24 protein-coding genes and 1 pseudogene are annotated in these 22,900 nt (G+C 65.1%); 14 read left to right on the top strand and 11 right to left on the bottom strand.

Annotated features, from left to right (window positions below; translation table 11 throughout):
• Window positions 1-173 precede the first annotated feature (173 nt).
• From Q3A80_RS06875 to Q3A80_RS06860, 4 genes are all read left to right on the top strand, one after another.
• The gene (locus tag Q3A80_RS06875; protein WP_446328313.1) at window positions 174-1,520 is read left to right on the top strand and encodes an MFS transporter; all 1,347 of its coding nucleotides are present in this window, start codon (window positions 174-176) and stop codon (window positions 1,518-1,520) included.
• Window positions 1,521-1,579: 59 nt separating this feature from the next.
• Window positions 1,580-2,551, top strand: coding sequence for a dipeptidase (locus Q3A80_RS06870; protein ID WP_446328312.1), 972 nt, complete (start codon window positions 1,580-1,582; stop codon window positions 2,549-2,551).
• Window positions 2,552-2,594: 43 nt separating this feature from the next.
• The gene (locus Q3A80_RS06865) at window positions 2,595-3,119 is read left to right on the top strand and encodes a DUF5943 domain-containing protein (protein ID WP_446328311.1); all 525 of its coding nucleotides are present in this window, start codon (window positions 2,595-2,597) and stop codon (window positions 3,117-3,119) included.
• Window positions 3,120-3,207: 88 nt separating this feature from the next.
• A complete protein-coding gene (locus tag Q3A80_RS06860) occupies window positions 3,208-3,780 on the top strand; it encodes a LuxR C-terminal-related transcriptional regulator (protein WP_446328310.1) in 573 nt (190 codons plus the stop codon).
• Window positions 3,781-3,937: 157 nt separating this feature from the next.
• On the opposite strand, the gene Q3A80_RS06855 is transcribed toward Q3A80_RS06860, so the two are convergent.
• From Q3A80_RS06855 to Q3A80_RS06825, 7 genes and pseudogenes are all read right to left on the bottom strand, one after another.
• Complete coding sequence (locus tag Q3A80_RS06855) at window positions 3,938-4,744, bottom strand: hypothetical protein (RefSeq protein WP_446328448.1); 807 nt, start codon at window positions 4,742-4,744, stop codon at window positions 3,938-3,940.
• A gap of 219 nt (window positions 4,745-4,963) precedes the next feature.
• Window positions 4,964-5,047 (bottom strand): annotated as a pseudogene (locus Q3A80_RS06850) (SEC-C metal-binding domain-containing protein); the annotation flags it as partial.
• Between the two features lie 312 nt (window positions 5,048-5,359).
• The gene (locus Q3A80_RS06845; RefSeq protein WP_446328309.1) at window positions 5,360-5,962 is read right to left on the bottom strand and encodes a J domain-containing protein; all 603 of its coding nucleotides are present in this window, start codon (window positions 5,960-5,962) and stop codon (window positions 5,360-5,362) included.
• 255 nt (window positions 5,963-6,217) lie between these two features.
• A complete protein-coding gene (locus tag Q3A80_RS06840) occupies window positions 6,218-7,390 on the bottom strand; it encodes an NAD(P)/FAD-dependent oxidoreductase (RefSeq protein WP_446328308.1) in 1,173 nt (390 codons plus the stop codon).
• A 206-nt stretch (window positions 7,391-7,596) separates the two neighbouring features.
• Window positions 7,597-8,748 (bottom strand): branched-chain amino acid ABC transporter substrate-binding protein, encoded by a 1,152-nt coding sequence (locus Q3A80_RS06835; RefSeq protein WP_446328307.1) that lies wholly within the window; start codon window positions 8,746-8,748, stop codon window positions 7,597-7,599.
• Between the two features lie 430 nt (window positions 8,749-9,178).
• Entirely contained in the window at window positions 9,179-9,388 is a 210-nt protein-coding gene (locus tag Q3A80_RS06830) for a CsbD family protein (RefSeq protein WP_446328306.1), read from the bottom strand.
• Between the two features lie 157 nt (window positions 9,389-9,545).
• Window positions 9,546-11,081, bottom strand: coding sequence for a PAS domain S-box protein (locus tag Q3A80_RS06825; protein WP_446328305.1), 1,536 nt, complete (start codon window positions 11,079-11,081; stop codon window positions 9,546-9,548).
• A gap of 385 nt (window positions 11,082-11,466) precedes the next feature.
• Between Q3A80_RS06825 and Q3A80_RS06820 the strand changes: the two genes are divergently transcribed.
• The 4 genes from Q3A80_RS06820 to Q3A80_RS06805 all read left to right on the top strand — a co-directional run bounded on the left by Q3A80_RS06820 (window position 11,467) and on the right by Q3A80_RS06805 (window position 12,453).
• Entirely contained in the window at window positions 11,467-11,631 is a 165-nt protein-coding gene (locus Q3A80_RS06820; RefSeq protein WP_446328304.1) for a hypothetical protein, read from the top strand.
• A gap of 63 nt (window positions 11,632-11,694) precedes the next feature.
• On the top strand, window positions 11,695-12,054 hold the full coding sequence (locus Q3A80_RS06815; RefSeq protein ID WP_446328303.1) for a BON domain-containing protein: 360 nt from the start codon (window positions 11,695-11,697) through the stop codon (window positions 12,052-12,054).
• A 53-nt stretch (window positions 12,055-12,107) separates the two neighbouring features.
• Complete coding sequence (locus tag Q3A80_RS06810) at window positions 12,108-12,305, top strand: CsbD family protein (RefSeq protein WP_151063835.1); 198 nt, start codon at window positions 12,108-12,110, stop codon at window positions 12,303-12,305.
• A 13-nt stretch (window positions 12,306-12,318) separates the two neighbouring features.
• A complete protein-coding gene (locus Q3A80_RS06805; protein WP_446328302.1) occupies window positions 12,319-12,453 on the top strand; it encodes a hypothetical protein in 135 nt (44 codons plus the stop codon).
• A gap of 83 nt (window positions 12,454-12,536) precedes the next feature.
• Here the strand turns inward: Q3A80_RS06805 and Q3A80_RS06800 are convergent, their stop codons facing one another.
• A complete protein-coding gene (locus Q3A80_RS06800) occupies window positions 12,537-13,565 on the bottom strand; it encodes a 2-oxoadipate dioxygenase/decarboxylase family protein (RefSeq protein WP_446328301.1) in 1,029 nt (342 codons plus the stop codon).
• A gap of 228 nt (window positions 13,566-13,793) precedes the next feature.
• Here Q3A80_RS06800 and Q3A80_RS06795 point away from each other — a divergent pair, with 228 nt between their 5' ends.
• Together Q3A80_RS06795 and Q3A80_RS06790 are read left to right on the top strand one after the other, a co-directional pair.
• Window positions 13,794-14,738 carry a LysR family transcriptional regulator gene (locus tag Q3A80_RS06795; protein ID WP_446328300.1) on the top strand — a complete coding sequence of 315 codons (945 nt, stop codon included), beginning with the start codon at window positions 13,794-13,796 and terminating at the stop codon, window positions 14,736-14,738.
• A 461-nt stretch (window positions 14,739-15,199) separates the two neighbouring features.
• Entirely contained in the window at window positions 15,200-16,828 is a 1,629-nt protein-coding gene (locus tag Q3A80_RS06790; protein WP_446328299.1) for an NADP-dependent glyceraldehyde-3-phosphate dehydrogenase, read from the top strand.
• 63 nt (window positions 16,829-16,891) lie between these two features.
• Here the strand turns inward: Q3A80_RS06790 and Q3A80_RS06785 are convergent, their stop codons facing one another.
• Window positions 16,892-17,524: a LysE family translocator gene (locus tag Q3A80_RS06785; protein ID WP_446328298.1), complete on the bottom strand. Its 633-nt coding sequence runs from the start codon at window positions 17,522-17,524 to the stop codon at window positions 16,892-16,894.
• 627 nt (window positions 17,525-18,151) lie between these two features.
• On the opposite strand from Q3A80_RS06785, the gene Q3A80_RS06780 reads away from it, so the two are divergent.
• Window positions 18,152-18,475 carry a DNA-binding protein gene (locus Q3A80_RS06780; RefSeq protein WP_446328297.1) on the top strand — a complete coding sequence of 108 codons (324 nt, stop codon included), beginning with the start codon at window positions 18,152-18,154 and terminating at the stop codon, window positions 18,473-18,475.
• Between the two features lie 36 nt (window positions 18,476-18,511).
• Here the strand turns inward: Q3A80_RS06780 and Q3A80_RS06775 are convergent, their stop codons facing one another.
• Window positions 18,512-19,747, bottom strand: a complete 1,236-nt coding sequence (locus Q3A80_RS06775) for an NADH:flavin oxidoreductase/NADH oxidase family protein (protein ID WP_446328296.1) — start codon at window positions 19,745-19,747, stop codon at window positions 18,512-18,514.
• Window positions 19,748-19,827: 80 nt separating this feature from the next.
• Between Q3A80_RS06775 and Q3A80_RS06770 the strand changes: the two genes are divergently transcribed.
• Both Q3A80_RS06770 and Q3A80_RS06765 read left to right on the top strand, forming a co-directional pair.
• On the top strand, window positions 19,828-20,307 hold the full coding sequence (locus tag Q3A80_RS06770; RefSeq protein WP_446328295.1) for a MerR family transcriptional regulator: 480 nt from the start codon (window positions 19,828-19,830) through the stop codon (window positions 20,305-20,307).
• 174 nt (window positions 20,308-20,481) lie between these two features.
• Window positions 20,482-20,802, top strand: a complete 321-nt coding sequence (locus Q3A80_RS06765) for a DUF1330 domain-containing protein (RefSeq protein WP_446328294.1) — start codon at window positions 20,482-20,484, stop codon at window positions 20,800-20,802.
• Window positions 20,803-20,830: 28 nt separating this feature from the next.
• On the opposite strand, the gene Q3A80_RS06760 is transcribed toward Q3A80_RS06765, so the two are convergent.
• Window positions 20,831-21,667, bottom strand: coding sequence for an NAD-dependent epimerase/dehydratase family protein (locus tag Q3A80_RS06760; RefSeq protein WP_446328293.1), 837 nt, complete (start codon window positions 21,665-21,667; stop codon window positions 20,831-20,833).
• 86 nt (window positions 21,668-21,753) lie between these two features.
• Between Q3A80_RS06760 and Q3A80_RS06755 the strand changes: the two genes are divergently transcribed.
• The gene (locus Q3A80_RS06755) at window positions 21,754-22,857 is read left to right on the top strand and encodes a LacI family DNA-binding transcriptional regulator (RefSeq protein ID WP_446328292.1); all 1,104 of its coding nucleotides are present in this window, start codon (window positions 21,754-21,756) and stop codon (window positions 22,855-22,857) included.
• The last annotated feature ends 43 nt before the right edge of the window (window positions 22,858-22,900 follow it).

Here is a 22,900-nt window from a genome sequence, read left to right as displayed (position 1 = left end):
CGCCGCGGATCCGGACGCGGCAACACGCCGGATGCGTCCCCGTCTATCGCGCCCCAGCGGCCTCCCTGCCCGCGATTACCTAGGTAATTGACACGTATAGACCTAGGTAATTGTCCTCCCTACCATGGTTTTCGACGCGAATCCATGCGCCCACACGAAGAGAGGACACGACCATGACCACCCAGGACGTCGACACCAGAACACTGCGGCGCGTGATCGCCGCAGCGTCCATCGGCAATTTCGTCGAATGGTTCGATTTCGCCGCATACGGCTTTCTCGCCACCATCCTGACGCGCGAATTCTTCCCGAGCGGCGATCCGACGATCGGTCTCCTGAAGACCTTCGCCGTCTTCGCGGTGGCCTTTGCATTCCGTCCGCTGGGCGGGCTGGTCTTCGGCGTCATCGGCGACCGGATCGGCCGCAAGCGCACGCTCGCGCTGACGATCCTGATGATGGCCGGCTCGACCACGCTGATCGGCCTGCTGCCGACCTACGCGACCATCGGCTACTGGGCGCCGCTGCTGCTCACGATCATCCGCTGCGTGCAGGGCTTTTCGGCCGGCGGCGAATACGCCGGCGCATGCGCGTACGTGATGGAACACGCACCGCGCCGCCGCCGCGCATTCTTCGGCAGCTTCGTGCCGGTCTCGACGTTTTCGTCGTTCGCGTGCGCAGCCGTGGTCGCCTATCTGCTCGAATCGTCGCTGTCGGCGCAGGCGATGGTCGACTGGGGCTGGCGCGTGCCGTTCCTGATCGCCGCACCGGTCGGCCTCATCGGCGTCTACCTCCGTGTGAACCTCAATGAAACGCCCGCGTTCCAGGCGCTCGAAGGCAAGCACGACATTGCGCATGCGCCGCTGATGGAAACGCTGCATTCGCAGTCGTGGAACATCCTGAAGCTCGGTGCATTCGTGTCGGTGACGGCGCTGTCGTTCTACACGTTCACGACCTATTTCGCGACGTACCTGCAAGTCGCCGGCCACCTGTCGCGCGGCACGTCGCTGCTCGTCACGGTCCTCGCCCTTTTCTTCGCGGCAGCGTTGTGCCCGGTCGCCGGCTTCTTCTCCGATCTCGTCGGCCGCCGCGCGACGATCGCGACGACCGGCCTCTTCATCATCGTGTCGGTGTATCCGGCGTTCTCGCTGGGCGGCTCGGGCGTGCTGTCGCAATCGCTGCTCGGCGTCGCACTGCTGGCGATCGGCGCGGTGTTCTCGGGCGTGGTGACGGCACCGCTGATGTCGGAAGTGTTCGCGACGAAAACGCGTTATACGGCATCGGCGATCACGTACAACCTCGCGTACACGATCTTCGGCGGCACCGCGCCGCTCGTCGCGACGTGGCTGATTTCCGCGACCGGCACCAACCTGTCGCCCGCGTACTACCTGATCGCGGTGTCGATCTTCGCGATGATCGGCGGGCTGGCACTGCCCGAAACGTCGAAGACGGCGCTCGAAGATGCCGGTCCGATGACCGCGAGAAGCGGGCAGTCCGCGAAGCGCGGCGTCGAAGGCGCAGTTTGACCATGCACCGCGCTTCGGCAACGGGGCGCGCACACAAAATCAACGCATAGCGAGACACCATGACGAGCCTTCACGATTCCAGCATCATCATCGACGGCCTGAACATTTCGAAGTTCGAGCGCTCGGTGTTCGAAGACATGCGCAAGGGCGGCGTTACGGCCGTCAACTGCACGGTCTCCGTGTGGGAAGACTTCCAGAAGACGATCGACAACATCGCGGAAATGAAGCAGCAGATCCGCGAATACAGCGAGATCCTGACGCTGGTGCGCACGACCGACGACATCCTGCGCGCGAAGAAGGAGAACAAGACCGGCATCATCTTCGGCTTCCAGAACTCGTATGCGTTCGAGGACAACCTCGGCTATATCGAAGTGTTCAAGGAGCTCGGCGTGAACGTCGTGCAGCTCTGCTACAACACGCAGAACCTCGTCGGCACCGGTTCGTACGAACCGGACGGCGGGCTGTCCGGATACGGCCGCGAAGTGATTCAGGAGATGAACCGCGTCGGCATCATGGTGGATCTGTCGCACGTCGGCGCGAAGACGTCGTCCGACGCGATCGCGTGCTCGAAGAAGCCCGTCACGTACTCGCACTGCTGCCCGTCGGGGCTGAAGGAGCATCCGCGCAACAAGACCGACGAGCAGCTGCGCGAGATCGCCGAAGCGAACGGTTTCGTCGGCGTCACGATGTTCATGCCGTTCCTGCGGCGCGGCGCCGACGCGACCATCGACGATTATCTCGAAGCGATCGAGTACGTGATCGACGTGATCGGCGAAGACAAGGTCGGCATCGGCACCGACTTCACGCAGGGCTACAGCACCGAGTTCTTCGACTGGATCACGCACGACAAGGGCCGCTATCGTCGTCTGACGGATTTCGGCAAGGTGATCAATCCTGAAGGGATCCGAACGATCGGCGAATTCCCGAACCTCACGGCCGCGATGCAGCGGGCCGGCTGGAGCGAATCGCGGATCAGGAAGGTGATGGGCGAGAACTGGCTGCGCGTGTTCGGCGAAGTCTGGAACGTTTGAAGCGCGCGATATCTACACCGACGCTTACGCTCAAAAAACCGCCATGCAGCCACAACTGCCGATCGACGTCGATCCGGACACCGGCGTCTGGACCACCGACGCACTGCCGATGCTGTACGTGCCGCGGCACTTCTTCACGAATAACCATCTGGCTGTCGAAGAAGCGCTCGGCCGCGAAGCGTACGCGGCCATTCTTTACGAGGCCGGCTACAAGTCGGCCTATCACTGGTGCGACAAGGAGGCGAAGCAGCACGGCATCGGCGGCATGGCGGTATTCGAGCATTATCTGAAGCGGCTGTCGCAGCGCGGCTGGGGCGTGTTCGGCATCGCAGAAGCCGATCCGTCGAAGTCGCATGCGCGCATCCATCTGCATCATTCGTCGTTCGTGCTGGCGCAGCCCGACAAGCACGGCAAGCTGTGCTACATGTTCGCAGGCTGGTTCGCCGGCGCGATGGACTGGGTCAACGACACCGCGCCCGACACGGCGGTCAAGGGCCCGCGCGCGCATTCGGCGGAAGTCCGCTGCGCGGGCGAAGGACACGACTGCTGCGTCTTTCACGTCGGTTGATCTGCTGGCCCGCGCTGCCGCTACAATCGGACAGGAGACAGCCCGCCCGATAGCGTGGGTCCGGACACGGTCCGGGCCCGTCGACACGATGCCGAACATGACCGACACGATGCCCGCCCTCGACTACGAAGATCTCTTCAGGCACCTGCCTGTCGCGGCGATCGTGGCGAAGGAGCGGGTCATGATCGACTGCAACGAGAAGGCGTTGCAGCTGTTCAGGGCGACGCGCGACGACATCATCGGCCAGTCGTTCGCGAAGCTCTATCCGCAGCAGAAGGACTTCGCGACGACCGGCCGGCGTCTCGCACCGCTGCTCGCGAAACATGCGGGGTTCAGCGACGACCGCATCATGCGGCGCGTTGACGGCAGTCACTTCTGGGTCACCGTCTGCGGCTTCGGGTACAACCCGAAGCGCCCGTTCGAGCTGGCGATCTGGACGTTCACCGACCTGTCGGAGAACGCGAAACATCCCGATGTCACGAGTACGCTGACGGATCGCGAGCGCGACGTCGCAGCGCTTCTGGTTCATGGCCTGACGAGCAAGGAAATCGGCAAGGAACTGAGCATCAGCCCGCGGACCGTCGATATTCATCGCGCGAGTTTGTTGCGCAAGTATGAGGTGCGCACGACGCATGATTTGATTGCGTGTCTGCTGGCGTGAGCGGGTGTGGGTCGATAGCAGCCTCCACGTGCCTGCTCAAACGGGTTCTTTCTGCATTTCCGTGGACGGCGCTTTCCGACCCGGACCGGTCAGTCAAGTCGGGGTAAAGCAGACATTTGTCTTCTGTGAGACAAGGCGAGGCGCATAACTCATGTTCCTAGAATCTTCGGACAGACGTTATGCCGACGCCTCCTAATGGACTGGTGGCTCCCGCTGCGGCAGGTGTCGGCTTGGGGAACATCATAGGATGGACGAGTTCGTTGGCCCAATCTTTCCCGGACTCAGGAAGCGCATCATACCAATCTGGAGAAAGGTGGCAGTTCTCGGAGGTCAGTAAGAGCAGTGCGGCAATGACCCCAGCCATATCGCATTTTGGCAGTGTCTCGATAGAATCCGCCAGCTTCGACGCGACAGTCGCGCTGTCGTCGAGCCACGAAAGCAGGAAATAGCTTTTGCCGTCCGCCGCAAACGACGCGACTGTAGCTCCCTCGGGAGTGCGAGGCGAATGCCCTAGTGCCTGCAGGATATTTCCGTGAACGTCCGTAGTGGGTGCCCAAGCAGCAGAACATTGGATAGGGAATATTCGATCGAATTCAATGACGAGACCATGGCAATCAGCCCAGCGTTCCTTGGACAACACATCGTCGAAAGCTTCCTTACGCGCCTGTGCGTCGCGAAGCCCCAGTTCGTTCGCGAAATTGAATGCTGCCATCAAGGCTTGTGCCTCAGGACTTTTCGACGCGGCGAGCGCTACTCGAAAATCGCTATTATGGTTAGAACGCTGCTTCGCGTAATACTCCCATGCATTCGACCGATAGCTCAACAGAAAACATTGCTGTTGGCTCCCGGTAAATGGTTCATCTTCCAAAGGCGAAAAAATTTTCTTGTCATGATGCGCACAAAATCCTGGAAAGGTCGACGCGTCTTTCCAGCCAGTCAGCTTCGGTAAAAGTTGTCCCCGCATCTCGTCAATCCGTTGAATGCTAATGGCGTATGAGTAGACGTGCCCATCTTTCGCAATCTCCCCAAGGCTTCCAGATCGAGAAACCGTATGTGACGCTATGATCCGCCCTTTACAGTTATGCCGCAACGTGTTGGGCGCCAAGCACTCCGCTCTCGGCGCCGACTTTCGCAATTGCGCATCAAGTTGCCCCGGTTTGAGGGTAGGCGCGGCATCAATGCCTCCGTGGCAGCGCTTGTACTTCTTCTTCGAACCGCACGGGCAGGGATCGTTACGTCCTATTTTCTGCGTTCTAATTGGTATCATTACTTGGCGACAGGTGTCAAATCCCCGAAGATACCATCTCTAAATTTTTGACGGACGCGAGCGCGCCTATTTTCAAGGTTCCAGCGCTTGGCCGCTGAAGAAGGATTCCCAGTCACTACATTTTCGTCGAAGGTCACAACGTATCCTCAGCCGATTGTCGGCGATCTCGCATTGTGATCGATTGACCGCTTCTGGCCGAATCCTGCCCGATCAGCCGTCACTTCACGAAGCAGTCGATCAAAGAACCTCCCCTGAAGACGGCACCGACCTCGATCGAATTCCGCCTCCGTAGAACCGCTCACCCACCATGACTCACCGGCGCAGCCCGAACACGCCGTGCCACAGCGCGCTGAAAAAGTCCGTATGCGCGTGTTCGTCACTGCTTCGCGCGTCGCTCTTTGGCGCCCGCTCCGATGCCGCTCGTGTCGCGCTCTCGTCGCGTTGCGGCGTCTGCTCATCACGCTCCCCGTCCCGCGATGCGCCCGGCTGGCGCGACGCATGCAGTTCGACCACGCTGCCGGCAATGCGCTCGGCGAGTTGAACATCGCAATCACGGCCGAGCAGAACACCGAACACGACGTCGCGGTTGTGTCCTTGCTCGGCGAAGCGCATCGCCCATGCCACGAACTGCGCATATTCCGCTTCGCGCGCTGCGTTCAAGCGCTCCTCTTCTTCGCGAAGCCGTGCGTGACGGAGCATTTCCTCTGCGTAAGCGGTGTCGTAGACGCGGCGCAGTTCCGGGCTCGAGAGAATCGCGTATGCCTCCTTGATCTCCTGAAATCGCGCATGCGCTTCCGCTTCGCACCCGACGTTGCGGTCGGGATGCGCTTTCATCGCCGCCTTTCGGTAGCCTCGCTTGATTTCCTCGTCGGTGGCGTTCTCGCACACACCGAGCAATTCATACATTGTCGTCATCGTGCGGCGGGATGAAAGTCGGATCGCGTTGATCGTAGCATGTCGCCGCAGCGCCAATCCACGAGGGTCCGAACATCCCGAGTGCAGGTCAGGGGCGCTTTGTCAGATAACGAGATCTGAATCGTGCTCATCGGAACGGCCGTTTGCCGACGGGCGTACCCGCGCCAAACAAAAAAAAGCCCGGCAAAGCCGGGCCAATCAGATTGAGAACACAAGGAGAATCCCGCCCACCCCACACCGGGCGGTCACGCCGCGCTACACGACGTTCTTTTCGACGATCGGCCGGTTTTCCAGCACCCGCGCCCAGCCGAGCGACGACAGGTCGAGCGATTCATACCGCCCGCCCAGAATCAGTTCACTTACGCCACGCCCCGTCGCGGGCCCCTGCTGCAGCCCGTGCCCGCTGTACCCGTTCGCGAACACGACGTTGTCGAGCGCCGGGTGATATCCGATGATCGCGTTGTGATCGAACACGTTGTACTCGTAGTACCCGGACCAGCAGTTCTCCACGCGGAGCGCCTCGAACTCCGGCACGCGATTCGCGAGCGTCGGCCAGATCACGTCGTCGAACAGGTCGTGATCGACCTCGTCGAGCGGCAGGTCGTCGGGATCGCGATCCGGGCTCGGCGACGTCCCGCAGATATACGTGCGCCCTTCCGGCCGGAAATACACGCCGGTCGGATCGATCAGCAGCGGACAATCGGCGAGCTTCGCCGGCGACGACACGTTGAAGATGCTGCGGCGCCGCGCATACACAGGAATGTCGATACCCATCATCGACGACAGCGTGCGCGTCCACGCGCCGGCCGCATTGACGAGCGTGTCGCACGCATAGCGCTCGCCGTCGCTCGTCTCGACATGCGTGACCTTGCGGCCGTCGCGCACGACACCGGTCACGTCGGCCGGCACATAGCGCGCACCGAGCGCCTGCGCCTTCTTGCGCAGCGCCTGCACGAGCCCGTACCCGTCGAACCATCCTTCGCCGCTCACGCCATACGCGCCCGACACGAGATCGTCGACGTTCAGCCACGGAAACTTCGCGCGCAGCGCATCGCGATCCATCAGCCGGATATCGGCACCGAGCTTCGTCTGCAGCGCATGATTCTCGCGCAGCGTCGCATCGCCGGCCGGCGTCGCGAGGAACAGGTAACCGCCTTCATGCAGATCGATCGACGGCCGCGTGCCGTCGACCTCGAGCCGCTCGCCGATATTGCGCAGGAAGTCGATACCGAACAGCGACATCTCGATCGACAGCGGCGTCGAGAACTGCTGGCGAATCGACGCGGCCGACAGCGCCGACGACGACTTCGCGTAGGTGGGATCGCGTTCGATGACGGTCACGGAAACCGTCGGATCGGTGGCACGCAGGAAATAGGCGATCGAGCTGCCGATCACACCACCGCCGACGATGACGACTTGAGAACTCACGACTGACTCCAGTTGCACGTAAAAGACGCGGCCAGCCGGCCGCGCCCGAAGGTTGTTCGTGCCGCGTCGCACGCGGCGCCGTGCGGCCGACCATGATCGCCCGGCGAAGCACCCGACATGCGCGGCGATCGCATTCGATCGCTTCGGCTATTTCAGCACGTCCGGCATCGCCGCGAAAGTCCGCGCGCGTCGGCTATTTCAGGTATTCAGTCCGCCGTTTGCGTCGTGACGGGCTGCCACGCGGCGTTCTTCACTTCATACAGCGTCGAGCTCGGGTTCTTCAGGTCGCCCGTGTTCGTGAACGCGATCGTGCCGGTGATGCCGTCGTAGCGCGTGCCCTTCAGCGCGCCGTTGAAATCGGCCGACTTCGTCGAGTTCGCCTTCTGCATCGCGTTGATCGCGATCCACGTCGCGTCGTACGCGAACGGCGCATACGCAAGCATGTCGACGCCGTACTTCTGCTTGAATTTGGTCTCGAACTGCTTGCCTTTCGCGAGACGCGCGAGCGGCTGTCCGTATTCCCACACGGCCGCGCCTTCGGCGGCGCTGCCGGCGAGCTTGATGAAGTTCGCGTTCATCACGCCGCCGCCGGCAAGGAACTGCGCGCGAATGCCGAGCTGGCGCATGCGCTTGACGAGCATCGCCGACTGCGCATCGAGACCGCCGAAGAACACCAGGTCGGCATTCGTGCTCTTGATCTTCGTGAGCTGCGCGCTGAAGTCGACGGCCTTGTCGTTCGTGAATTCGCGCGCGACGATCGTGCCGCCGTTCGCCTTCGCGGCCTTCTCGAACTCGTCGGCCTCGCCCTGGCCGAACGCGGTGCGGTCGTCGATGATCGCGATGCGCTTCGCCTTGGTCACGCTCGCCGCATACGCGCCCGCATTGCCGGCGTTCTGCGCGTCGGTGGCGATCACGCGATAGACGGTGCCGAGCCCCGCGCGCGTGATGTCCGGGTTGGTCGCCGACGGCGTGATCATCGGGATGCCGGCCTTCGCGTAGATCTTCGATGCGGGCAGCGTCGTGCCGGAATTGAAGTGGCCGATCACGACGGCGACCTGCGCGTCGGTCAGCTGCTGCGCGGCCTGCACGCCGATGCGCGGATCGCTCTGGTCGTCCTGCGACGCGACGACGAATTTCACCGGCTTGCCGCCGATCGTCGTGTGTGCGGCGTTCGCCTCGTCGACGGCCATCCGCACGCCGTTCTCGATGTCCTTGCCGTACGCGGCACCGCCGCCGGTGAGCGGCACGGCCACGCCCACCTTCACGACCGTTTCCTGCGCGTGGACCGCGCCCGTGTGGAACGCGAAGATAGCGGCGGTCAGCGCCATGCCGGAAAGCGAGCGAATGCGGAACGTCATCGGCCAATCCTTGTTCTGTGGGTCGATATGCGACGCGCGACCATCGCGCGCCGGCGACCTCCCGCGTGCCGGTGGATTGTTTCCGCAGCCGGCGTGTCGCGCGATGGCGCACCGCCTGCCGGTCGATCACCGCGGTTCCGTCTCCGGGGAACCTGTCAGCGCGAAAGAGGTGAACCGATTGTGGGTAGCCAATACGCGTGCAGCAAACGAAATATCGGAACTACGTTGTGAGGAATTGTCATCAAGTGTCGGCGATGCCGACCGTGCGCGGCCCGCGCGACGGGCGGGCCGGAAGGGAAAATTCCACGCGGAATGCGCGCAGAGGCCATTGCAGCAAGGCCGCGCGGGGTAATGCCGATGCAGAATCATCGCTGTATCGGGCGGCGCAACGGCCCCGCACGGCGCGACGCGGCGCGCATCACGCGATTCGTCAATGACGGTCCGGGCCGATGTGCGTATCGGTGCCCGTATGATGGCGCACCGCATCGGCCGCCTCGCCTGCCTTCTCCTGCAGCTTGCCGGCCTGCTGTTCGGCCACGCCTTCCGCTTCCGTCGCGCGGTCGCCCGTCACCTTGCCGAGCGCTTCCTTGACCGAACCTTTCACTTGTTTGAGCTTGCCTTCGATGCGATTCCTGTCCATGGTCGTCTCCTGCGATGAGTTGGGGAGAGAGCCGACGGCGCGGCAGCGTGCGCCGCACCGCCGAGCGGACAGGATCGCAGCCGCGCGCCGCCCGCGGCAGATGCGGATGCACCAGCCGGGATGGTGCATTCGCACCGAAGGGCGTGAAATCGCGGCGTCAGTCGTTGGTGTTTTTCTCGGCCGTCTTCTCGCCGCGCGCGCCGTTCGGCTCGGCCGCGCCGACGATTCCGCGCTCGCGTGCCCACACGATCGCCTCGCCGCGGCTATGCACGTCGAGCTTCGCGTAGATCGTCGCGACGTGATTGCGGACGGTATTCGGCGCGAGCCCGAGCCGGCCGGCGATCTCCTTGTCGGCGAGGCCGTGACACAGCAGGTCGAACACGTCGCGCTCGCGCGCGGTGAGGTCCGACAGCTGCGCACCCGCATCCGGCGCATTCGCGCGGCGCACGTTCGCGAGTTTTTCGATCAGCGTGCGGCTGAACCATGACGCGTCCTGCATCGCGGTCTCGATCGCATACACGAGCTCCATCTCGGTACGCTTGCGATCGCTGATGTCGAGCAGCGCGATCAGCAGGCAATCCTGTCCGTGAATCGCGACCGGATCGGCGGACACCACGCAATCGCGCACGTCGCCGTCGCGCGTGCGGATCTGCACGTCCGCGTTGCGCACGTTGCCGTCGCGCGCGAGCTGGCTGTCGAGCTGCTGCCGCGCACCGCGCTCGGCCCACAAGCCGATCTCGTCCGCGGACTTGCCGAGCAGCTCGTCGCGCGGATGGCCGGTCATTCCGACGAATGCATCGTTCACGTCGAGCAGCGCGAACCCGTCGGCCGTGACGATCGCGGTCGCGACCGGCGCCATCCGGAACGCCTTGGCGAAGCGCTCCTCGCTCTGCCGCAGCGCGAACTCCGCCTGCTTGCGCGGTTCGAGATCGGTGAACGTGAACAGCATGCATGCCTCGCCGTTCATGTCGATCGGCTGTCCGGCGACGACGACCGCGTTCGGGTGGCCGTCCGCGCGCTTGAGTACTGCCTCCATCTGCGGGATCGTCGCGCCGTCGCCGAGGCGCTCGATCGCGAGTTCGCGCCGCTCGGCCTGTTCGAGCACATCGATCTCGTACACGGAACGGCCGAGCACGTCGTCGCGCGTGTGGCCGGTCATGTCGAGGAAGCCCTGGTTGACCTTCACGTACCGCAAATCGTCGAGCCGGCAGATCACGGCCGGCGCCGGGTTCGCGTTGAAGGTGCGTTCGAAGCGGTCCTCCGCGCACGCCCATTCGGTCGCGTCGTGCAGCACGAGCGCGAGGCAGTCGGGCTCGCCGGCCGCGTTGGTCAGCACGAGACTGCGGATCCGGTGGACCCAGCTCACGTTCTCGTCGGCCGCCGATTCGACTTCGACCGTCACGTCGCTGAACTCCTCGCCTGCGATCACGCGATCCATCGGATAGTGACCGTCGCGCACCGGATGGTTGTTGCGATAGCGCAGGCGGAAGCGCTCGCGATACTCGGTGACGTTCGCGCCGAGCGCGTCGAGCTCGCTGACGCCGTGCATCGCGAGCGCCGCTTCGTTCGCCCATACGATGCGCTGGTCTGGTTCGATCAGGATCACGCCCTCGGTGAGCCCCGCGATGATCTGATGCAGCTGGCGCCGGTCGGTATGCGACTTCAGCACCTGTTCGTTTACTCGTTCGTCCATTGATGGGTGGTCCACGTCGTGTGCATGGTTGCCGGTCCGGCCGCATCCGCGCGGATGCGCGCCGGCCCGGCGCGTGCCGCGATGATCGCGTGCCGCCGCGACGGCGGGCAGGCGCGGATGCACCATGCGCAATAGTACATTCGCGTGCAGCGCCGCCTGCGTGCGCTACCTCGCCGAGCCGCGCGCAGCGTGCCCCGCCCGTCTGCCGCGCGCTTTGCGCATGTGCGGTCGCATTTGCCGTTCCCGCTGCGCCGTTCCGTCCCCGTGCAAACGCACTAGCCCATCCGGTGAATTTGCGCGATGTCCACGTGCATTCGCGCCGGTACGCTGGTACTGCATCGGCGCTCATGCGCTGTCCATCCATACCGCAGAGGAGGATCACCTGATGAAGCTGCATCAGCCACCCGATCCGACGCGGCCCGAGCCGGCCCCGGACCATCCGCCCGAACCTTCGCCCGGCACCGATCCACCGGTGCCGCTGCCGCCCGACGTGCCGCGCCCGGACATGCCGCCGCGCGAGCCCGGCTACGACACGCCGATCGCCCGGTAGCGCGCGCCGCGCTTCGCGTTCGTCGATTCATCCATCCACCATGCCAATCGAAGGAGAACAGCAATGAACAAGACCTCGCACCTTTCGACCCTGCTCGCCGCGAGCGCGGCGTTCCTGCTCGCCGCCGCACCGCTCACGAACGTACAGGCGCAGACCCAGGCATCGTCGTCGAGCGACACCACGATGAAGTCGGATTCGGACCAGCCGGTGACCGATACGTGGATCACGACCAAGGTGAAGAGCGAACTCGCGACCACCAAGGGCGTGAAGAGCACCGACATCAGCGTGAAGACGGTGGACGGCGTCGTCACGCTGACGGGTGTGCTGCCGTCGAAGACCGCAGTCAAGAAGGCCGTCGCCGTGACGCGCGCGATCAAGGGCGTGAAGCACGTCGATTCGTCCGGCCTGAAGGCGAAGGCCTGAGCTGTCACGCGGCCGAGCGCCGCGCTTTTCTCCCCTAACTCCAGGAGCACACCATGAACGAAGACAAGATCAAGGGTCAATGGAAGCAGTTGACCGGCAAGCTGAAGGCCAAGTGGGGCAAGCTCACCGACGACGACCTGGCCGTCGCCGAAGGCAACCGCGATTATCTGGTCGGCAGGATCCAGGAGCGTTACGGGATCGCACGCGACGAAGCCGAGCGGCAACTGAAGGACTTCGATCGCGAGCTGTAACGAACCGTTCGTCTTGCCCCGCCGCGACGCATCCCGCGTCGCGGACCACGCGGAGGACAACGAGATGGGAAAATATCTGATCGCATGGCTGCTCGGCGTACCGATCGGCGTGCTGGTACTGATCTATCTGATCATGCACGTATTCTGACGATCGCGCCGCCCATTCAGCGCAAACGGGCCGATGGCTGCTTCCAGCCACCGGCCCGTTTCTCTTCATGCGTGCGCCGCGCGTTACTTCGCCGCGTTCGCCGTCATCTTGAAGATGCCCTGCGCGTTGCCCGCATCGAAACGCAGGTCCGTCACCCAGCGGCGCGCCGCCTGGTCGAACGTGCGACGGCGCGTGATGAACTCGTAGAACGAGCCCGGCACGTTGCGCTTCACCGTGCCGCCGTCGCGCGTGCGGAACTCGCGCTCGACGATGTCCGCGCGGTACGCGGTCTGGAACACGCGGCCCGAACGCGAGCGCTCGACTTCCGGCTTCATCGGCCGGCCCTTCGCCTTCTCGTCGTCGGACAGCTTGAACACGTCGGCCACGCGATCGGTCGCATGATTGAACGCGTTGCCTTCGGTCGCGATCCACGCCATCTCGGCCGATTCGAGCAGCAGCGTCTCGTAATCGAGTTCGTTCGGCACGTCGTGCTGCCGCGCGAACGCACCGACGATCTCCGGCAGCAGCGCATGCGCGGCGTCGAGCGGCAGCCAGCCTTCGCGCTCGATCTCCCACAACAGCGCGACGGCCGCCGGCGACAGCGGATCGCGCGACGAGCTGACGACGTTCGTCACCGCCTGCTGGAATTCCTTCGAGAAGCGCTCCGGATGCAGTTCGCTGACGAAGAACTGCGCGATCTCGTCCGGCGCGTCCTCGTGCGCGTAGGCGCGGCCGGTCATGCCGAGCTTGTCGAGCGGATAGCGGCCGTTCAGGCGAAAGCCGAGCGGACGCAGGATCCGCGTGAACGCGGCTTCGCCCGGCGGCAGCGCGCCCGTATGCGGCCAGCGCACCGTGCGCAGCGCGCCGTGGTCGAAGTACACCGACCCGCCGTTTTCGATCGCCTCGGCCGTGTATGCGCGGCCGTTCGCCGAACGCTCGAGCAGCCCTTCGAACAGCGCCATGTTCATCGCCTGCGCGATTTCGGCGCGCGTGACGACGTCGGTTTCCCATTCGTCGAGGATGGCCGGCATGTTCAGGGTCGCGAACAGGGCGTCGGTCTTCGCCTGCCCCAGCAGCTTCGTCAGCAAGCTCTCGATATTCGGATTGCGCATCAGGATTCTCGTATTCGGGGACTGCCGGCAAACGTGCCGGCAACTCGGGTGGCCGGCCGCCGTGCGGGCGCGTGGCCTTGCGTGGGATGCATTATTCAAAGGGTTGCAGCGGGGCGTAAAGCGAGATTAAATTGACACGTGATGAGTTTTTGGAACTAGTCGCGTTCCCCGCACCCCACCCGCCGGCGCCGCTTCGGGCGGATCCGTTCGTCAGACGATACGAGCATCATGCGCAAATTCAAGATCCCCAACATGGGTGCGCTCGTGGCTTTCGAAGCCGCGGCGCGCCACGAAAGCTTCACGCACGCGGCGAAGGAACTGTTCCTGACCGAAAGCGCGGTATCGCGGCAGATCGCGACGCTGGAAGCGAGCCTCGGCGTGCGGCTGTTCGCCCGCGTGAAGCAGCGCGTCGTGCTGACGCGCGCCGGCAAGCTGTACGGCACGCAGGTGCGGCGCGCGCTCGAAGCGCTCGACCGCGACACGCTGTCGATCATCGCGCACGGCAGCGGCGGCGGCTATCTGGAGCTCGCGGTGCTGCCGACCTTCGCGTCGCACTGGCTGATCCCGCGCATCAAGAGCTTCTACGACCGCACGCCCGACGTGCGCGTGAACATGGGCAGCCGCACCGACCTGTTCTCGTTCGAGGACACGCACTTCGAGGCCGCGATCCACTACGGCAAGCCGACCTGGCCCGGCACGTCGTCCGACTATCTGTTCGGCGAGGAAGTCGTGCCGATCTGCTCGCCGGCGCTGCTGAACGGGCCGGTCGCACGCGTCGAGGATCTGCTCGCGTATCCGCTGCTGCACTCGACCACGCGCCCGGGCGCATGGGCGCAATGGTTCGAGGCGCATGGCGTCGACGACATCCGCACGATGCAGGGCGTGCGCTACGAGTTGCACACGATGCTGATCAGCGCGGCCGCGGCCGGGCTCGGCATCGCGCTCGTGCCGAAGTTCTTCGTCGAGCAACAGTTGCAGCAGCTCGGCCTCGTCGTGCCGTGCGACGCCGCGACGGTCGGCGATTCGGCGTACTACCTCGTGTATCCGACGGAGTTCAGCCACAGCAAGCCGCTGGAGTCGTTTCGGACGTGGTTGCTGGAGCAGGCGAGCGCGTATGCGGCGCCGGGGCGGGACGAAGCGGTGGACGAAGAGGATGACGAAGACGTCGAGTGAGCGCGGCATCGCGCGGTGAGTCCGGTGCGCGCCGGGCCGGGCAACCCCGACCCGGCGCTCCGGGCAGCCGACCTCGCATCGGCAGCGCGGCGGACCTTCTCTCTGTTGTTCACTGCGTACGTTCTCTCAGGTTCCGGGGCATTTTTTACTTCGCCGCGCTCGACCATTATCCGCGCAATCCGGCCAAAGTGAAACGTTTGCGCGTGCACCGGACGGCTTATACCCGGCATTCGGAAACAGTCCTACAAATCGCTTACGCACGACGCGGCGGCGTTCGGCAATTCTTGCAATCGGCGCGGCGTTCCTTTTAAATGGAACTGGTTCCAACCATCCTTTCGGCCCGCGCCGCCGCGTGACGCATCGTCGTCCGCGCGTCATCATGCCGATTCAGGATCGACGAACACTCAGCTCAGGATTCCGCATCGCCCGTCCTTCCCGGACACCCGTCAAACGAGACCGTCATGCCCGATTCCGCCTCCCTGCAGCAGCTGTTTCCCGCCTATCAAGACATCCCCGCCGAGTTCCGGCTCGCGGCGCCGATCCATCAGCGCGTGTCGCTGGTCGACGGCGAGCTGCGGCCGTGGGACGGCACGACCAAGACCGTGCTGTCGCCGGTGTGCGTGCGCCAGCCGGACGGCAGCGTCGCCCAGATGGAGATCGGCAGCTACCCGGTGATGGGCGAGACGGAAAGCGACGCGGCGCTCGATGCCGCGGTGCGCGCGTACGACTCGGGCCGCGGCGAGTGGCCGACGATGAAGGTCGAGCAGCGCATCGCGTGCATGCAGGATTTCATCAAGCGGATGGTCGCGCAGCGCGAGCTGGTCGTGAACCTGATCATGTGGGAGATCGGCAAGAGCCTCGCCGATTCGCAGAAGGAGTTCGACCGCACCGTCACGTACATGACGCAGACGATCGACGCGCTGAAGGAACTCGACAACGCGAACTCGCGCTTCGTGATCGCCGAAGGCACGATCGGCCAGATCCGCCGCACGCCGCTCGGCGTCGTGCTGTGCATGGGGCCGTACAACTATCCGCTGAACGAAACGTTCGCGACGCTGATCCCCGCGCTGCTGATGGGCAACACCGTGGTGTTCAAACCGCCGCAGTACGGCACGCTGCTGTTCGAGCCGCTGCTCGAAGCGTTCCGCGACGCGTTCCCGAAAGGCGTGATCAACACGATCTACGCGCCGGGCGCGGTGGTCGTGCCGCACATGCTCGCGTCGGGCAAGATCAACGTGCTCGCGCTGATCGGCTCGAGCAAGGTCGCCGATCACCTGAAGAAGCAGCACCCGAAGTCGCACCGGCTGCGCGCGATCCTCGGCCTCGACGCGAAGAACGCGGCGATCGTGCTGCCCGACGCCGATCTCGACCTCACGGTGAAGGAGTGCCTGCTCGGCGCGCTGTCGTTCAACGGCCAGCGCTGCACCGCGCTGAAGATGCTGCTCGTGCACCGCTCGATCGTCGACGCATTCCTGAAGCGCTTCACCGCCGCGCTCGAGCAGCTGAAGATCGGCATGCCGTGGGAGAACGGCGTCAGCATCACGCCGCTGCCGGGCATGCATCGCACCGCGTACATGACCGACGCGATCGACGACGCGAAGGCCCGCGGTGCGCAGGTCGTCAACCATCAGGGCGGCGAGTTCAGCAAGACGCTGTTCTATCCGGCCGTCGTGTATCCGGTGACCGAAGGGATGAAGCTGTATCGCGAGGAGCAGTTCGGGCCGATCATTCCGGTCGCGGCGTTCGACGACGTCGAAACCGCGCTCGACTACGTGACGACGTCCGAGCACGGCCAGCAGGTCAGCATCTTCGGTTCGGATCCGGCGCAGATCGGCGCGCTCGTCGATCCGCTCGTGAACCAGGTGTGCCGCGTGAACATCAACTGCCAGTGCCAGCGCGGGCCCGACGTGTTCCCGTTCGCGGGGCGCAAGGATTCGGCGGAAGGCACGCTGTCGGTGACCGATGCGCTGCGCGCGTTCTCGATCCGCTCGATGGTCGCCGCGAAGCAGACCGAAGGCAGCAAGCAGCTGCTCGATTCGATCGTGTCGGACCACTACTCGAAGTTCATCAACACGGGCTTCATTTTCTGACGCGCTGAAGCCGCGACGATGCGATGAACGATCCGCCGCCGGCTCGCGCGGCGGATCGTTCGTTCAGACGTTCGATGCGAGCAGCCGGATCCCGGCGAGCCCGAACACCACCGCGAGACACGCTTCCATCGCGCGCCGGCCGCGCACGTACAGCCGGCGTGCGCCGTCCGTCGAGAACACCAGCGCGTAACCGCCGAACACCGCGCAACCGATCGCGATGCAGCCCGGCACGACCGCACCGTGCGACGCGCCCGCGCCGTTCGACGACAGCGCGACGATCGACACCCACACCAGGATCGCTTTCGGATTCGTCAGATGCAGCATCGCGCCGCGTGCATAGAAGCGCGACAGCCGTTGCTCGGGCGCGGCGTTCGGCGCGGCGGCCGCGCCCGGCGACCACGCGGTGCGGCCCGACTTGAACGCGAGCCACAGCAGATACACGCCGCCGAACAGCTTGATCGCGACCAGCAGCTTCGACCATGCGAGCAGCGCTGCCGATACGCCCAGCGCGGCCATCGTCGCCCAGCACATCGAACCCGAGATCACGCCGAGCGCGAACACGAGTGCGGCCTTGCGGCCGTGGTTCGCGGCGACCGACATGATCGCGAGGTTGCTGGGGCCGGGGCTGGCCGTGCCGATCAAGTAGGCCGTGTAGGCCAGCAGCAGGTTGGCCGAGAAGAAGGCGTGAACGCTCATGTCGAACCTCGCGGGGATGATGCTGCGATTGTTCGCAATCGTCGCGCGGCTGCCCATGGACAATTGTCCGCGTATTCGCTGGGCCAGTTGGGTGGCGCGGGTACGTCCGTTGCGTACGCATCGGGATCGCCGCCCACGAAAACGTCTCGGTTATGAAACATCCGGCGCACGGGTCGCGGCATTCCGTCGTGCAGCCAATGCCCATTGCGTTCACCGCGCACGGCAGAGCCGATGCCCGGCGGACGTGGATCCGACGCTGCCGGCGCTCGCGCGCGGCGACGGTCAGCCTGTTCCGCAACGGAAACACGCACGCGGTTTCGACCCGGCGTTACGTTACATCGCTGAAGCATTTCATCGGTTCGCGGTCCGCAGCGCGGCCGAGCGCGACTGCGCGCAGCGTATGGATGCCGGCTTCGAGTTTCCGTGCGAGCCAGTATCGGCGGGACGCGCTGCCCGCTGCCGCGCCCCGCGTCAACAATGCTCAACAATCGGTTCGCGGCGCTGGTACGGAATCTGCATTCGCATTGCAGTGACCGCTGCGCCGCCGATCGGCGCGGACATGAACCCGGATCGCGATCCGTCCACCGGAGACGCCCGAACGATCCACGCAAAGCAACGAGGCTCGTCATGGATGCGCTGCCCAACTCGTCCGATACGTCGTTCCAGCTTTTTCTCGCGAAACTGCTCGAACAGCCGCAGCCCGAATGGACCGAAAAACAGCAGATGGAACTCGAGATGGCGCGCTCGCTGTCGACCCAGATGGTTCACTACGCGGAAGGCATGCGCGGCGGCAACGCGGATCTCGCACGCTGCCTCGTGCTGCTGCGCTACGCGAAAGTCCTCGACTTCATGCTGACGTCGCTCGCCGCGCGGCGCGACATTCATCCGCAGACGCTGCGCACGCTGTTCCGGCTGGCGAACCTGAAGGTCGACGATGCGTATCCGGTGTGAGCCGGCATCCGGCCGCGCAACACACCGCGTTCACCGCTAGCTCGCCGCCCGCCCCGCCATCCACTTCCTGTACCGCCGCGTCTGGCACTGCGCGGCCATCTGCTGCGACACGAGCGCGCGCAGCGGCGACACGCTCGGATGCGTGCGCCGTCCGGCGCTCAACCGCGCGAGCTGGAACTTCACGACGGCCATGTTCGCGAGCGAGCCCAATGTCTTGTTCTTCCACTGGATCGGCTGCAGCGCCGGCGCACTGTCCTTGCCGGCCTGCCAGTCGCGCGGCAGGTTCGGATCGATCGACAGCGCGGTCGCGATGCCGACCATCGCGACACCGCTCGCGACGACCTGCTCGGCCACCGCGCGGCGCCGGATCCCGCCCGTCACCATCAGCGGCATCGCGGCGACGGCCGTGATGTCCCGTGCGAATTCGAGGAAGTACGCTTCGCGGGCCAGCGTGCGCCCGTCGCGCGCTTCGCCCTGCATCGCCGGTACTTCGTAGCTGCCGCCCGACAGCTCGACGAGATCGACGCCCAGCGGATTCAGCAGCTCCACGACGCGCTTCGCGTCATCCGCGCTGAAGCCGCCGCGCTGGAAATCCGCCGAATTCAGCTTCACCGATACGACGAACGCCGGCGATACCGTCGCACGCACGTCGCGGACGATGTCGAGCAGCAGCCGTGCACGATGTTCGATGGTGCCGCCCCACGCGTCCTGCCGGCGGTTCGTCAACGGCGACAGGAACTGGCTCAGCAGATAGCCGTGCGCCGCATGGATCTGCACGCCGGTGAAGCCGCTTTGCTCGGCGAGCTGCGCGGCACGCACGAAGCACTGCCGCACGTCGGCGATGTCGGCTTCGGTCATCTCCTTCGGCACCGCAAACTGCTTCGACAGCGCGCCGAGCGCGAGCGGCACGGCCGACGGCGCGAGCGTCGTCTGGCCGAGCGCCGCCTGCATCTGGCGCCCCGGATGGTTGATCTGCATCCACACGTGCGCGCCGCCGGAGCGGGCGACCTGCGCCCAGCGCCGGAAGCGGTCGAGATGCGCGTCGCTGTCGAGCACGACACCGTTCGGGCCCGTCATCGCGCGGCCGTCCACCATCACGTTGCCGGTCAGGATCAGGCCGACCCCGCCGTCGGCCCATGCCTGGTACAGGCGCAGCAACGCGGCGGACGGCGCGTGATCCGCATCGGCCATGTTTTCTTCCATCGCGGCCTTGGCGAGCCGGTTCGGGATCACCGCGCCGTTGGGGAGGGTGAGGGACGCAAACAGGTTCATGGTGGTGGGCATCCTCGATTGACGATGACCAACCATAACTTTAAAGTCGACTTTAAGGTCAAGCCCCCGTGGAGCACGAAATGAAAATCGGCGAACTCGCGCGCGCCAGCGGCATCGCGGCATCGCGCATCCGGTTCTACGAAGCGAGCGGCCTGCTCGAACCGGCGCGGCGTCAGGCGAACGGCTATCGCGAATACGGCCCGGAAGCGCTGACGCGGCTCGCGATCATCGACCGTGCGCAATGCGCGGGCTTCACCCTCGACGAAATCCGCGCGGTGCTGCCGCCGGACTTCGGCGCATGGCCGCGCGACGAACTGCTGGTCGCGCTGCGGCACAAGGTCGACGAAATCGCGCTGCTCGAGCAGCGGCTCGCGCAGAACCGGCGACATCTGGAAGTGTTGATCGACGAGATTGCGAACAAGCCCGCCGGCGAGGATTGCGCGGGCGCCGCGCAACGCATGCTGGACAAGCTGTGCAAGGAAGCGGGCGACGTGGTGCCTGCGCCAGCGCCGGCCCCTGCGCCGGTGCCGCGTCCGCGGCCGGTTCGCAAGCGCGCGTGAGCGTATTGCACGGGCGAGGCCCGCAGCGGCGCGCTTCGTCGTCCGTCGATGCACGGCCGGCATTGCGTGCGGCCACATGGATTTGCTTACGTCGCAGGTAATCGACGCGCGACGGCCGCGCGCCGATCATGGCTGCACCGAACCACGCATTGCATCGATACCCCGGAGCCCGCCATGACCGCCTACGCCATCGCCCATCTGCACGACGTCGAAATGTGCGACGACATCGTCGAATACCTCGAACGCATCGACGGCACGCTCGCGCCGTTCGACGGCCACTTCGTCATTCACGGCGCGCGGCCCGACGTGCGCGAAGGCGTGTGGCGCGGCGACCTGATCGCGATCGCGTTCCCCGATCTCGCTGCCGCGCGCGCATGGTACGAATCGGATGCGTACCGGCGGATCCAGCCGCTGCGCGCGCGGCATGCGAGCGGCCCGCTGATCCTGATCGACGGCGTGGACGAACGGCACAAGGCGACGGACATCCTGCGCTGATCGCCGGCGCCCGTGCGTGCCGCCGCCCTTACTTCGCGTTGCGCTCCATCGGCTCGCCGACGACGAAACCGCCGCCCTGGTAGCGCTGCGCCGGATCGTCGTAGTCGGCAGTCGGCGCCGTGACCGGGAACAGCCCGGCGAACTGCTCGGAGCTGTCCTGCGGCCGGAAGCCGAGGAACCCGGCCTTCGTGTTGTCCCACCACTTCACCGGGTTGTCCGACGCGCCGTACACGATCGCGTGCCCGACGCGGTTCGTCAGCAGCGAGCAGCGCACGAGTTCGATGAAGTCGCGATAGCTGAGATACGTCACGAGCATGCGCGGGTTCTTCGGTACTTCGAACGACGAGCCGATCCGCAGGCACACCGTCTCGATCCCGAAGCGGTCGAAGTAGTAGCGCGACAGCGACTCGCCGAAGCATTTCGTCACGCCATAGAGGCTGTCCGGACGCAGCGGCGAATCCGCATCGAGCACTTCCGTGACCGGATGGAAACCGATCGCGTGGTTCGAGCTCGCGAACACGACCCGCTTCACGCCGTGCCTGCGCGCGGCTTCGTACAGGTTGTACGTGCCGGTGATGTTCGCATCGACGAGATCGTCGAACGGCGCATCGACCGAAATCCCGCCGAGGTGGACGATCGCGTCGACGCCGTCGACGAGGTCCATTACCGCCGGCCGGTCGGACAGGTCGACGACCCGGGTTTCTTCGTGCGCGGCCGCATCGTCCAGCGCGGCGATGTCGCTCACGCGCACGATGTCGGCCCAGTTCGCCAGCGCGCCGCGCAGCTGGCGGCCGAGGTTGCCGGCCGCGCCGGTCAGCAGCAGGCGGCCGAACGGCTTGCGTGCGCCGGTGGAGGTGGCGTTCATCGAATCTGTCTCCTTGAATCTGTGCAAGATATACCGAAAACCGGAAAACGTTTTCCAACTATACGCGGGACAAAAGCCGGACGTCAATGGCCGAGCCTGCTCGCTGCCATCCGCATTTTCCCGATATCGCGTGCTGGCCGGACGCTCGCTTTTTCTGCCACAATCGGGCGCAATCGAACGAAAACGTTACCCTTCCGATGAAAAAAGTTTCCCCGACGATCCGCGACGTGGCGGCGGAAGCCGGCGTGTCGGTCGCGACGGTATCCAAGTATGTGAACGGCACGCAGCGCTTTTCGCCGACCGTCGAAGCGCGGCTGAAGGAAGCGATCGAGCGGCTCGGCTACCGTTCGAACCCGCTCGCACGCTCGATGATCACCGGACGCACGCGCACCATCGGCGTCGTGATCCTCGACATCAGCAACCCGTATTTCACGAACGTCGTCAAAGGCGCGAACCGCGTCGCGCTCCAGCACGACTACACGCTGCTGCTCGTCGATACCGAAGAGAGCCAGGCGCGCGAACGCTCGCTGATCGAGGCGCTCGCGCAGCGCGTCGACGGGCTGATCGTCAGCACGCGGATGCCCGACGACGAGGCCGGCTGGATGCTCGACCTGCACAAGCCGCTCGTGCTGTTGCGGCGCAGCCCCGGCCTGCCGATTCCGAGCGTTGGCATCGACAACCGGCTCGCCACCTACATGCTCGCGCGGCACCTGCTCAATCTCGGCCACACGCGCATCGCGTACCTCGGCTTCGGGACTGCGCGCGTGAACGACGAGCGGATCCAGGGTGCGCGCGACTGCCTCGCCGAAGCGGGGCTCACGCTCGACGTGCACGATGCGCACGCGCCGACCGCCGAAGCCGGTGAGCGCGCCTGCTCGCGCGTGATGCTCGGGCCGCAGCGTCCGCAGGCCGTGATCTGCTACAACGACCTGATCGCGCTCGGCTTCATGAAGGAAGCCGCGTCGCTCGGGTTCCGGCTGCCGCAGGACGTGTCCGTCGCCGGCATCGACAACGTGCCGTACGGCGAATACGCGGCGCCGCCGCTGACCACCATCGACATCCAGAGCGAGAACATGGGGGAGCTCGCGATGCAGAAGCTGATCGACGCGCTCGCCGGACGCACCGATGCGAGCTACTCGACGTTCGAGCCGCGGCTGATCATGCGCGCCTCGACGGCCGCTGCCGGTTGAGCCGGTGAAAGCACGCGCCCGCACCTTCCGACTGATCGGCACC

This window comes from Burkholderia sp. SR8 (genome assembly GCF_052851275.1).
The sequence above is the reverse complement of the archived record's forward strand: the minus strand, read 5'-3'. Positions and strand labels throughout refer to the sequence as shown.